The 13116-nt window shown below is 37.6% G+C and carries 9 protein-coding genes and 1 pseudogene; 7 read left to right on the forward strand and 3 right to left on the reverse strand.

Annotated elements, in window-relative coordinates; translation table 11 throughout:
• Positions 1 to 13 precede the first annotated feature (13 nt).
• The 4 genes from bafA (BN67_RS09565) (at position 14) to ndk (ending at position 7783) form a co-directional block, all read left to right on the forward strand.
• Complete coding sequence (gene bafA, locus BN67_RS09565) at positions 14 to 2575, forward strand: BafA family autotransporter (RefSeq protein WP_026088272.1); 2562 nt, start codon at positions 14 to 16, stop codon at positions 2573 to 2575.
• A gap of 634 nt (positions 2576 to 3209) precedes the next feature.
• On the forward strand, positions 3210 to 5774 hold the full coding sequence (gene bafA, locus BN67_RS09570; protein ID WP_026088273.1) for a BafA family autotransporter: 2565 nt from the start codon (positions 3210 to 3212) through the stop codon (positions 5772 to 5774).
• Positions 5775 to 6413: 639 nt separating this feature from the next.
• Positions 6414 to 6554 carry a hypothetical protein gene (locus BN67_RS15020; protein ID WP_244427055.1) on the forward strand — a complete coding sequence of 47 codons (141 nt, stop codon included), beginning with the start codon at positions 6414 to 6416 and terminating at the stop codon, positions 6552 to 6554.
• Positions 6555 to 7360: 806 nt separating this feature from the next.
• On the forward strand, positions 7361 to 7783 hold the full coding sequence (gene ndk, locus BN67_RS09580; protein ID WP_019223882.1) for a nucleoside-diphosphate kinase: 423 nt from the start codon (positions 7361 to 7363) through the stop codon (positions 7781 to 7783).
• Between the two features lie 92 nt (positions 7784 to 7875).
• Here ndk and pgsA read toward each other — a convergent pair whose 3' ends face one another.
• Positions 7876 to 8457: a CDP-diacylglycerol--glycerol-3-phosphate 3-phosphatidyltransferase gene (pgsA, locus tag BN67_RS09585; protein WP_019223883.1), complete on the reverse strand. Its 582-nt coding sequence runs from the start codon at positions 8455 to 8457 to the stop codon at positions 7876 to 7878.
• Positions 8458 to 8528: 71 nt separating this feature from the next.
• A complete protein-coding gene (gene uvrC, locus BN67_RS09595; RefSeq protein ID WP_019223885.1) occupies positions 8529 to 10514 on the reverse strand; it encodes an excinuclease ABC subunit UvrC in 1986 nt (661 codons plus the stop codon).
• 356 nt (positions 10515 to 10870) lie between these two features.
• Between uvrC and BN67_RS15025 the strand changes: the two are divergent.
• Positions 10871 to 10999 (forward strand): annotated as a pseudogene (locus BN67_RS15025) (twin-arginine translocase subunit TatC); the annotation flags it as partial.
• 365 nt (positions 11000 to 11364) lie between these two features.
• On the opposite strand, the gene BN67_RS09600 reads toward BN67_RS15025, so the two are convergent.
• Positions 11365 to 12222, reverse strand: a complete 858-nt coding sequence (locus BN67_RS09600) for a 23S rRNA (adenine(2030)-N(6))-methyltransferase RlmJ (protein ID WP_019223887.1) — start codon at positions 12220 to 12222, stop codon at positions 11365 to 11367.
• A gap of 437 nt (positions 12223 to 12659) precedes the next feature.
• On the opposite strand from BN67_RS09600, the gene tatA reads away from it, so the two are divergent.
• Both tatA and BN67_RS15030 read left to right on the forward strand, forming a co-directional pair.
• Positions 12660 to 12965, forward strand: coding sequence for a twin-arginine translocase TatA/TatE family subunit (gene tatA, locus BN67_RS09605; protein WP_019223888.1), 306 nt, complete (start codon positions 12660 to 12662; stop codon positions 12963 to 12965).
• A 60-nt stretch (positions 12966 to 13025) separates the two neighbouring features.
• Positions 13026 to 13116: twin-arginine translocase TatA/TatE family subunit (locus tag BN67_RS15030; RefSeq protein WP_033313347.1), on the forward strand; the 91-nt coding region annotated here is incomplete at its 3' end.

Consider the following 13116-nt stretch of genomic DNA (forward strand, 5'->3'; position numbering starts at 1 on the left):
GGAGGGTATAATTATGCAATACAAGTGGATACGAAGTTATTTGATGTTTATGGTCTGCGGCTGTTTTGTACAAACAGCAATTGCAGGTAAGAGCAAGACACAGCAGCTTATTTGTCAACCTTCAGGTTACAGTGTCAATGGGAAAATATTTTACAATCAATACAATAAGGGCATGAAAAGAGGTGAATGCATAGAGGTTAGAGGCTCTAAAAGCGATGTTCTCTTAAAGACGCGTGATGAGGCAGGGGTTTTTGAAAATTTCAAGAACACCACTGTGAATCAGGGGAGAGGAATATTAACCAATACAATGCTGGAGCAAAATGGTAATGCGGGGCGAACTGTGCAAGAAAAAAAGATTGCAGTACGTAAGAATTCTGAACTTATTTTTATTAAGGATGGGGCAATTCTGACAAATTCTGTACTCGATAATGAGGGTAAAGCTTACATTTCCAATGATGGTGAGAAAGATGATCCGGGGAAGTCTATCAATAATACAGTAAAGAATGGTGCTGAGATCTATGTTTATGCGGGAGGTCTGAGTGAGAATAGCAATATTGAATATGGTGGGATTGAAAGTGTTGAGGCTTTAAAAGGAAAACAAGGATTTTCAAAAAATGCAGTTGTTAAAGAGGGTGGGCAGCAAAATGTCGGCAATGGAGGAAAGGTAGAGGGAACGGAAATTTATGGTGGTGAGCAACTTATTTTTGGGGATGGTGATGTTGGAGGGGACATTAAAGGGAGTAGTGCTTCTAATACCGTAATTTATGGTCAAGACAAAAGATTAGGGCAACAAAAGGTCTCTGATGGGGGAAGTGCTTGGAATACGAAGGTTATGCAAGGAGGCGTACAAGAAATTGCAAAAAAAGATAAAAGAGCAAAAAATGGTGGTTCTGCGTTTGATACACAAATCTTTGGGGGTGGTAAACAGCGTATCTTAGAAGGAGGTAAGGCTGTTGGAGTCACTTTAAATGAAAGTGCTATTCAGGAAATATATAATGATGGATCTGTAAAAGATCTAACAATGAATGATGAATCAAAATCATGGGTATATGCTGGAGCAAAATTAGAGGGTAAAACTCTGGTGAATCATTCTGGACAGTTGCATCTTTATGCTGGAAATGACCGAAATCGTACTATAGCAGAAGATATTGTTTTAAATGGACAAGATACAAAACTATATTCTATGACGGATGAGTCTGATGGCAAAAGCTCTGTGATTCAAAAGTTAAGTGGTAAGGGGAGTGTTATTTTTTCCTTTACGGGTTCTGATCCGTATTATTCTCAGCTTCATGTCAATGATCTTTCAGGAAGTTTACATTTCCAGTTTAATACCACACTTGCACAAAACCGTGGTGATTATCTCTTCGTTGAGAATGGCAAAGGGAATCATACAATAAGCGTTGCTGATTCAGGCGTTGAAATTACAGATCCTTTTTCAAATAAACGTGATTTAATTACAGATCAAAGCGGTGGAGCTGATTTTACCTTGACAGATCTCTCTGGTGAAGAAATTCATGCTGTTGATGGTGGCACTTATATGTATGATTTAAAACAGAGAAAGGATGTAAATGGAAAAACTTGGTTTTTGGCTGCAGATCGCATCGGTGGACCAGAATCTTCACTTCCTAATCCAACAGACCCGTTCGCGCCTGGTGGAGCGCTAACGACTCCTTCAGTTGATGCAATCCTTTCTACAGCAGTTGCTTCTGGACTTATTTTTAACAATGAGATGGAAATTGTGCGTACGGGGAGAGGAGTTCTAGAGCAAAATAGGAAAGATACCAATCTATGGACTTATGCAATTAAGAGCAGAGAACGTATTGCAGCAGATCATACACATTTCAAGCTTGATCAGACAGGTATAGTCTTTGGGGCTGATCAGTTAAACGAACTCACACATGGAGATTTGTATGTTGGCGGTTTTGGCAGTTATGACCAAGCACGTGTTGATCATGCAAGAGGTGGTGATAGCAGTCTAAACACTTATAGCATTGGCGCTTACGCCACTTATTTTGATTATCGTGGGTGGTATCTAGACGGTATTTTGAAATATAATTATTATCGAGATAATTTAAAAGCTCTTTCAACGAATGGTTTCGTCGTTCAAAGCGATTATAATCAGTGGGCGATCGGTGGATCATTTGAAGTAGGGTGTCGTTTTGAGCCAGCGCAAAATACATGGATGCAGCCTTATGTCAAACTAACAGGAATGCAGGTTGAAAGCAAAAAAGTTAAGCTTTCCAATGGAATGACAGCGGATATAAGTCCATTAACTTCATTACGCAGTGAAGTTGGATTAACTGCAGGGCATGAATTTATGATGAATGCAGAAACTTCATTGAGCGCGTATATTATGGCAGCTTGGTTGCGTGAAAATGTAAACAATAATCATACAACAATTAATGACCGGCATAAATTTGTCACAGACTTGTCAGGAAGTGCTGGTAAGCTTGGAGTTGGCTTGAACAATTCAGTCAATGATAACCTATCGCTTTATGCAGAAGTCCATTATTTAAAAGGACATAAGATTAAGCAGTCGCTTCAAGGGATTTTGGGATTACACTACAGTTTCTAAATTATGTTGTTAAATGCACCCTCATTCTCTTTACCAGCTTAGGGTATCGCGACAGCCCTTGCATGAAGCCGGATCATGAGAGGAATTTTTCTTCTTTCTGCTCTCGTTTTACTTCTCACACCAATTCTCCTTATGGTGTAAAGCCAAGTGAACAAAATTGATTCAACATGACAGAGGTTTGAAATGAGAGAATCTTACAACAATATTGGGGGGTATGATTCAAGATGAATAATGATAGATTATCGTTATAAATCAATATATTGATGTGCTGAGGAGTCTTGGAAAGGTTATTGCTTAAAAGCGAAAGATTTAATGCTTAACGAAGTTTTCTTAAGAGTTTAGAGACATTGATGATGATCTTAGATTTTACTTAAAAGCACTATTGTTTCTTCATTTATTTCTTTAAGTATCGCAAAGTGTGCCTTTAATAGTAAGGTACACTTTGCATTCTATAAATTGTCTCACTTCAGACTAAAAACTCTTACTTGTTATACAATTATAAATTGTATAATTTTAAAAAACACAATTAAAAATTGTATTTAGACTTAAATAAAACACATTATGATACATTCTAACACGGGCTACCATGTCGTAGCGGGATGTTTGTTTAATAATTGATAATGGAGTGTAGATGATGCGGTATAAATGCAGATTAGGTTTTTCAGTCTTGATAATTAGTAGTTATCTCATGCAAGTTGCAAGCGCAGATGGGAGTGGGAATGAGGGACTTGCAAGAATAAACAATGTAGGAAATGGAGGAGAGATTCCAAAAGGCTCTGTATTCATTTCCAGTTCTTTCAGCAGTAATATTAAGATCAAAGAGGGTGGTGTGGAGCTTGTTGATAATGGAAGAACTTCTGTAGGTGCTACTATTGAAAAAGGGGGGATGCAAATAGTGACGCGTGGAGGGAAGGCTCTGAATGCTAAAATTGAGGGAGGACAGCAGTTTGTTCATGAAGAGGCTAATCTTGATCTTAAAGACGTGGAAAGAAGGAGTAGTACATTTGATACAACAGTGACTGGCGGGAGAGGAGCAATAGGGCAGCAGAATATATATGATGAGGCACAGGCTTGGAATACAAAAGTGGAAAATGATGGAGAACAAAATCTCTACGCAAAACAAAGAAAAAAAGGTGGAAACGCACGAGATACAGAGGTTTCCGGTAATGGGAGACAGCATGTCTTAGCGTTAGGAGAATCCTATAATACTACCTTGAAGGATCAAGCGACCCAAGTCGTCTATCCTGAAGGATTTATAGATACTCTAACAATTGGAGGGACTGCCAGCTCATGGCTACATATTGGTGCAAAAGACGTTGTTGGAGAAGTAAGGGTCAATAATGGAGGAAAACTGTATTTGTTTGCTGGTGATGTCACAGATCATATCACTAAAAAAGAGATTCCTATAGAGGGAAGAAGTCCTGAAACAATATTTTTGGTTGGGGAGCGGCATCCATCAGAAAGACCTGAGATTAACATTGAAGATTTAGGTGGTGAGGGAGGAACTGTTATTTTTACTTCTATTGGGTATGATCCACGACATATTTCACTTGCTGTTGAAAGACTTTCAGGGCATTTACATTTTCGTTTCAACATTAGTCCTAGAGCTAATGGTAGTGATTACTTGAAGATTGAGGAGGAGGGTACAGGCAGACACGGAATAAGTGTTTCCGATTCTGGTCGTGAAATTACAGCGCCTCTTTCACAAAAGAATAGTTTACTTGCTGGAATCCCGTTAGTTACCGATCGAAGCGACGGTGAAGGAGCTGGTTTTTTCCTGGAAAGTTTCACTGGTGAGGAAATTGAGGCTATTGATGGTGGGGCTTATAAATACCGTTTATGTAAAAAAGGCAGGAGTGCTGACTATAATGGTGATACTATCACTTGGTATCTAAGTATGGAAACCAACAATTCAGAATGTTCAAATAGTTCCACTCGGCGTACGGGTAAGAAGCCAAAGATTACTACTTTTGCAAGTTCTTCAGCTAGCGAAACAGGTTCACCCTCTTCTCGGCGAGGAGATAGTGGTGAACAAAGGAGTAAGCCACAACCTAAATCGAGACCTCCACGGCACTTAAGAGGAGAACAGCAGGTTTCTGTTTCTTCTCCTGTTTTATCTTTGCAAGAGCAGTTATCACGTTCAGATAATAGGCATCCTTCTTTTGAAGAGTATCAGCAGCCTGTTGTTTCTATTGGTGCCCAATCTTTAAAGGATAAAATGCTTATGCGTCCAAGAAATCAGGACGAACTTTCTGCCCAATCACATAAGGAAATAACAGTTTCTGATTTTTTAACCACACCTTCGACCGATGCGGTATTGTCTATGTCTGTTGCCCCAGGACTTATTTTCCATAATGAATTGCAGGCAGTCCGTTCTGGAAGAGGCGTTTTAGACAAAAGTAAAAAAAATGCGGCACTCTGGACATATGGGATCAAAAGCAAAGAGACCATTTCTGCAGAGCATCTAGACTTTAAGCTTGAACAGACAGGTATCGTCTTAGGGCTTAGCGGTTTAAGTGAATGGGAAGATGGAGAGTTTTATATTGGTGGTTTTGGCAGTTATGATCATGCACGCCTTACACATGCGCGAGGTGGAGTGAGTGGTCTTAATACTTATGGTGTTGGGGCTTATGCAACCTATGTTGATCAGAGTGGGTGGTATCTCGATGGAATTTTGAAATATAATTATTACCAAAATCACCTAAAGGCGGTTTCAACGAATGGTTCAGCCATTGCAGGAGATTATAATCAGTGGGCAGTGGGAACATCATTTGAGGCTGGTTATCGCATAAAAACCACGCAGAGTAGCTGGTTACAGCCTTATGGTCAGTTCACGTGGCTTCAAGTTGAAAAAAAAGCAATCGAGCTTTCGAATGAGATGACAGGTGATATAAATGCTTTCACTTCCTTACGCAGTGAGGTGGGATTATCGTTAGGGTATGAGTTTGGATCCAATAGTTCTTCATTGGCTTATATCACGGCGGCTTGGTTGCGTGAGAATAAAGAGAATAATCAGACCACGATTAATCAGCAGCATGAGTTTAGCACAGATATATCAGGGAATGCGGGCAAATTAGGGTTTGGTTTGAGCAGTTTCGTCAGTGAGAAATTAAAGCTTTATGCACAAGCGCATTATATTAAAGGGCGTAAAACGAAGCAGTCTTTTCAGGGTGTTTTAGGTGTACGCTATAGTTTCTAAAAATATGTTGTGTTGTTTGAGTAAACATGAGAGGTATGTAAGAAGTTGAGCTCACGGCATTTAAATCATTTTGTCAGAGAGGATAATCTTTTAGAGAGACTGTAATTTCTATTACTATTGTTTTGCTTGTATATTTTCTCTTTGTTGAAGAGTCCTTTAAGAGGAGTACAAGAGATTCAATGTTGTACAAAGGCTCATGGCAGTGTTTGAAGGAATATTTCTGAGTGCTTCAAACGCATTTTGCGGCTGTGCTCGTGAATGATATAAAGTCATTGGGTAGCACCATTTTTACTTAGAGTAATGAATTGATTTATAATGATTATTTGTCGTTATGGAGCTTGAATCATAACATCGAATATTGTAAGTTTTCTCATCTCATCTCACTTTATCTTGAATCAATTTTGTTTATTTGGCTATACGCTATAAGCAGGATTGGCATGTGGGTAAAATTAGTGAGGAAAGGAGGAAGAATGCCTTTCATGAATCGCCTTCATGCAAGGGCTATCGCAATTTCATGAGGCGAGTAAATACTATAAGTTGGTAAAGAGAGTGATAGTGTCGACTTGTGCCTTTATAAGCGTGAATAGGGTGGTATTCAATAGATTTATCATTATATAATTCACTAAACACTGCCGAAAAATGGGCTTAAGTGCTCTAAGACATGTCTCTTTAAAACAAGCACGTGAATATGCAACGCGGTGGCGTTCTATTTTGCGTGAAGACAATAATCCCGTTAAAGAATGTGACAAACAAAAGCGTAGGGCAATGCGCTATCTTTAATCTTAAAGACATTGCTTTAGAGATCTTTGAAAGCCGTAAAGCCGAATTAAAGGATGATGATAAGGATGGACGTTTGTTTTCATATAACTTCATGTGCTTTCCAAATGAGGCTGTTTTTTCATTTCAGAAATTATACAAACAGATATAAGCAATACGCTTACCTCCATATGGCATACAAAAGTTGCAACAGTAGAGAAAGCATTCACTTGTCTTAATCTTTGTTTCAAACATGCTGCTGGATTAGGATTTGATGTTGATTGAAAATCAACAGTGAAAGTACGCGCCCTCTTAGGAAAACAACGCTATAAAATCACTAGTATACCTGCAATGGATTGGAAAGGCGTACTGGCTTTTTATAAAGACATAAGTCAATACCATTATAATAGTTGCTTACGCATGGTGTTGTGGCAGTCTTTGCATTTAAACAGTTTCTAATAAAGAGTTTTTAGTTTTTTCTTAAGTCATTTTTCCTCCACGCCAATCGCGCTTGTAATGTGCAGACAAAAAGTTTTGTTTACTTTAACAGAGATAGGTTTGAAATCAAGAATCTTACAATTTCAGGTTTCTCATTTAATATGAAAATAATAAATGATGATTATAAATCAATTTATTGTTATGATAAAGAAATCAAGTTCTACGAGCATTTCTATTCTTTACTGAAATTTGCACGAACCAATGCAACTTTGTAAAAGCCAATAGAACTTTTTGAAAGTGAGTGCAATTTTTTTTGACAATTCCTTGGCAAAAGGTTTCTTGCTCGCTATAGAACAGCCAGAGAATGATTACAAATTAATAAAGGTGGTTAAATGGCTGTAGAGCGTACTTTTTCGATGATTAAACCAGATGCAACACGTCGTAATTTGACGGGAGAAATTACAAAAATGCTTGAGGATGTAGGGCTGCGTATTGTTGCCTCTAAACGCGTGTGGATGAGTCAGCGTGAAGCTGAAAGATTTTATGAAGTTCATAGAGAGCGTCCATTTTTTGGCGAGCTCGTTGAGTTTATGTCTTCTGGTCCAACAGTTGTTCAGGTTTTAGAGGGTGAAAATGCAATCGCTAAAAATCGTGAAGTGATGGGGGCTACCAATCCTGCGGATGCACAGGCAGGGACAATTCGTAAAGTTCATGCTTTGTCGATTGGTGAAAACTCTGTTCATGGTTCAGATAGTGCGGAAACTGCTAAAGAGGAAATTGCTTTTTGGTTTTCCGAAGCAGAAATTGTTGGTTAAAAAGCATATAAATAAAGGATCCCAAAACATATTGTTTTGGGATCCTTTTATGGGATGAGAGATTTCTTTGAAAAGCTTAGGCTCACAGTTTTTTATGTGATAACGTGCTTTAAGCCTGCACGAAAATAGTCCCACCCTGTCCATAAGGTGAGAAGAGCAGAAATCCACAGCATAGCGATACCAAACTCCAGTGTGTAAGGGAAGATTTTATGACCAGCTTGTCCTGCTAAGAGAAAGACAATGGCTACCATTTGTACAAAAGTTTTCCACTTTGCAAGACGAGAGACAGGAACACTGACTTTCAGTTCAGCTAAATATTCACGTAATCCCGATACAAGAATTTCTCGGCAAAGAATAATAATGGCCGCCCATAATGTCCAACCAGCGATCGTACTATCTGCGGCAAGCAGTAATAAACAGGCGGAGACAAGAAGTTTATCTGCGATTGGGTCTAACATACGACCAATATTGGATGTTTGTTTCCAAATACGCGCAAGATATCCATCAAGAAAATCAGTAATAGAGGCAACAATAAAAATGGAAACAGCAACCCAACGTGCGATATCGCTTGATTGCAATCTTCCTTCTAGAAAAAAGCATGCAACAACCATTGGCACTGCGATAATACGTGCATAAGTCAAAATATTAGGGAAAGAAAAAGTATGATTTTTCATAGAGCCATTTTCAATTCTTTAAAAAACGATTTATATCGTAAAGGTAACAAGGCAAACTTTATGAAACAAGTTTATTTTTCATTAAAATAGTTATGAATTTTTTGTGCGATTGTATCAGAAATTCCTGCAACTTTTGTTAAATCTTCGCGTGAAGCGCTAGAAACGGCTTTAGCACTTCCAAAATGATGCAGTAATGCACGCTTTCTTGTCGGACCAATATCTTCAATTTCATCAAGTGGATTTTTAAATGTTGCTTTTTTTCGTTTTGTTCTGTGCGTTCCAATAGCAAAACGATGTGCTTCATCACGTAGACGCTGCAAAAAATACAGTGTAGGATCACGTGGAGGAAGTGTAAAGGGTGTTTTGCCTTTTATAAAAAAGCGTTCTCGTCCTGCGTTACGGTCAGCACCTTTGGCTATTCCAATGACTGTGATAAGAGTGTCTAATTTAAATTCCGATAATATTGTCTGCACACTCTTTACTTGTCCCTCGCCACCATCGATGAGTATAAGGTCAGGCCAGACAGGAAAAATATTATCGTCTTTACTTTTTGTGTTGTTATTTTCATGGGGCAGATCATGTTCTTTGAGAAGACGTGAAAATCTTCGTTTAATGACCTCTTTCATCATACCAAAATCATCACCAGGTGTTATCTCAGTCGAACGGATATTGAATTTGCGATATTGGTTTTTTACAAACCCTTTTTGTCCTGCTACAATCATCGCACCGACTGCATTTGTTCCCATAATATGGGAATTATCATAAACTTCTATACGTCGTGGGGTGCCAGGCAATTGAAATACTTGGGCAAGCTTTTGGAGTAATTTTGTATGTGTTTCTGTTTCAGAAAGTTTGCGCCCAAGTGCTTCATGAGCATTGATATAGGCGTGATTAACAAGAGTTTTGCGTTCGCCTTTTTGAGGCAAAGAGAGAGATATTTTACGATTTGCTTTTAGATTGAATGCTTCGGTAAGAAGAGTTTGTTCTTCGATTTTTTCAGATAAAAGGATAAGTTTTGGCAGTGGCTTATCATCATAGAATTGGGCAAGAAAACTTGCTAAAATTTCGCTACGAGAAAAAGAGGAATCGGCTTTAGGAAAATAAGATCGGTTTCCCCAATTTTGTCCCATGCGGAAAAAGAAGACTTGAATACAGGTCATTCCTCCTTGCTGTGCAATTGCAAAAACATCTGCTTCTTTTATTGTTTGAGGGTTAACGCCTTGATGGCTTTGTATATGAGAGAGAGCCGATAAGCGGTCACGATAGGCTGCAGCTTGTTCAAAATCAAGGTTTTCTGCAGCTTGACGCATAGCGTGAACCATATCATTTTTAACAGATTGGCTTTTTCCTGAAAGAAAAGCTTTTGCTTCTTTCACCAACTCTTCATAAGCATCCTCCCTAATTTCATTCGTACAGGGTGCAGAACAGCGTTTAATTTGATAAAGTAGGCAGGGGCGCGTACGGTTTTCAAACACTGAATCAGTACAGGTTCGCAATAAAAAGGCACGTTGTAAAACATGAATTGTTTGGGTTACTGCAGCTGAAGAAGCAAAAGGACCAAAATAATGGGCTTTTCTTGTTCTGGCTCCGCGGTGTTTGTAAAGGGCAGGTGCGCGATGATCACGCGTGATAATGATATAGGGAAAGCTTTTATCATCACGCAGCAGCACATTAAAACGTGGATGTAATCTTTTGATGAGATTAGCTTCTAAAAGGAGCGCTTCTGTTTCCGTGTGGGTAACAACAAACTCCATATGAGATGTTGTACGAATCATGCGGGTAATACGGTTATTGTGTCCTTGTTCACGGGTATAGTTTGCGACTCGTTTTTTCAGATTACGTGCTTTCCCAACATAGAGAATATCACCACTCTCATCAATCATCCGATAAACCCCTGGCTTATGCGGAAGATATTTAACAAACTCTTGTATGAGTTTAGTCCCTTTGAATGGACTTCTATGATTTTCTTGAGAGGCATTATCCCATGTAATATGAGAGAGAAAAGAGAGTTTTTCTCGTTCATTCTGGGGATCATCTGTGTTGTTTTTCAGGATCATTGAGGTTATCCGAACATATTTATTTTTTCATACAAGATACTCTTTTTATCAAGTATTATCATTTATGTATTTATGGTTATTTTTTCTATAAATATAAATTACAATGCCACGCAGTTATGGAGTAATGACTTTTTACAAAGAGCATAATGAAAGTCTCGCTCAAAACATTTATCCATTTTCTCACTTTATCTCTTGATGATGAGAATGATAAAGTAAGGGTGATAAAGATAGCATTAAAATAGGTTTTATAAGAAAAAAATCGAATCTATGCCTCTCATTATGATATGCGTTAGGACTGATATTCTCTTAAAACAGCAAAGAAGTGATGCTATTGTGATCCTTAAACAACGATTATTATTTTAAATTTTTTGATATGGCCATTATCAATGGGAAATGAAAATATCAGGTGGTAATCCTGAGAATATTCGTTTGCAATCGACGCAAGTATGGGAATTTTTTTAACAAAAATGAAACTTGCTTCTTTTTTGGTAAATACATTGATCTAAAATGATAATTTTTCGTCATTCACTTTGAATTACAACTCCGAATATTGTATGCTCCTCTTATTTCAAATCTCTTTATGTTGAATCAATTTTATTTACTTGGCTTGTGCACCATAAGCGGGGTTGGCATATGGGAAAAAATGATAGAAGAAAGGAGACATAGCTCTCAAGAACCGCTTTCATGCGAGGGGTATCGCAATTTCATGGGGCGAGTAAATATACTATAAGTTGGTAAATATACCATGAGCTGGTGAATATAATGGTGGTTCCTACTTGTTAATTTTAAGTTGCTTAATATTTTTTCTTTCTATGAAAAATGATTTTCATTTAAAGCGAAACATTTCATGTCATAAATGCTCTTTTTGAAGCCATTTATGGGTTATTTGTGCATTTTTATCTTGTCCAAGGCGTGCAAGAAGAAAAGGGCTTAGTGTTTTGATTTCTTCTTCAAGAAGATAGGGAGGATTGATAACGATCATACCACTTCCATGCATTGTCGGGAAGATTGCGTTTTTTCGAACACGCATTTCAAGTTGCAAAATTTTGGGAATTTTTGTTTGATGAAGTGCGTGAAGAAAAGTTTGAATATCTTCATCATATTTAATAGGATACCATAAAGCATAGATTCCTCCAGAAAAACGGCGATATGCTTTCATCAGTCCCTCAACAAGACGCGAAAATTCGCCGGGTTTCTCAAAAGGAGGATCAACAAGAATCAAACCGCGTTTTTCTTTTGGTGGCAAATGCGCATTTAAAGAGAGCCAGCCATCCAAATGTAGGATTTTTGTTTGATAATCACCGGCAAAATTTTTTGCTAAAATATGATAATCTTTATCGTGTAACTCAATGGCGGTTAACCGATCTTGTTTACGTAATAATTGACGAATAAGAACGGGAGATCCAGGGTAGAATAGGACTTCTTTTTTCCCTTTATTGAATGTATCAATGATATCGTACCATGGTTGAAGAAGTGTTTTTAAATTTTCTGGGAGTGGCGCTGAAAGAAGGCGTTGAACACCTTCGTACCATTCTCCTGTTTTTTGTGCTTCTGCAGAAGAGAGGTCATAAATGCCAATGCCAGCATGTGTATCTATAACGCGAAAAGCTTTTTCTTTGCGTTTTAGATATTCTACAATACGGGTCACAATAATATGTTTAAAAACATCGGCAAAATTGCCAGCATGATAAATATGCCGATAGTTCATGGATCAATTCTATGATATATATGGTTTCATTAAATATTTCACTAGCACAAAATATTTGCTTTGTATCAACAAAAAGCTTCTTGTAAAAATCAAACAGTTAAAAAGCACAAATATATTGAGACAAATATTGATGTCACAGCTTTAATCTATTTTTATCTTTACACCGTTTGTATGAACAAAGGCTAAGGCTTTAAATTTTTTGTTAGGACATAGAGTGTGAGAAAAAAGGTTGTAATGGGAGCATGTATTATTTATTTTATGAAAATTTTTTGAGTTTTATTCCAAAAGAGGAAAAATAGAAAACGCAACAAATGAACGAAAGTACCAATCGAGTTTATTGAAGATTTTAAATCTCATTTGTATTTCCGATGATTTGAAAATCAATACATTAATGCGTATAAGTAAATGCAATTCAATTTAAACGCAGAGAGAGAATGATGGGTAATATTTTTTCACCAACGCATTTGATTGTAATTTTGCTGATTATCCTTGTGCTTTTCGGGCGTGGCAAGGTTTCTGAATTGATGGGCGATGTTGCTAAGGGAATTAAAGCTTTCAAAAAGAATCTGAAGGAGGAAGAAGATGGTCTCGAGGGTAATCTTGAAATGGTTGATGCTTCTCATACAATTGATGTTAAACTGCAACAATCTCAGCCATTATCGGTAAAGCGTGCGCCAGCGCGCAACAAAAGCACTTCTTCCTCTAAAAGAAGTAAAACGTCTGTTGCTAAAAAAAGCGTGTAAAATAATAAAAATGCAATCATAAATTTTACATTATCCTTATGAGGAAGTTGAGTATAAGTGATGTTTGGGATTGATGGACCAGAGTTTCTCGTGATCTTACTTGTTCTCATTGTTGTTGTTGGACCAAAAGATTTACCAAAAATGCTTAAGA

The organism is Bartonella rattaustraliani AUST/NH4 (genome assembly GCF_000312565.1).
Lineage (GTDB): Bacteria > Pseudomonadota > Alphaproteobacteria > Rhizobiales > Rhizobiaceae > Bartonella > Bartonella rattaustraliani.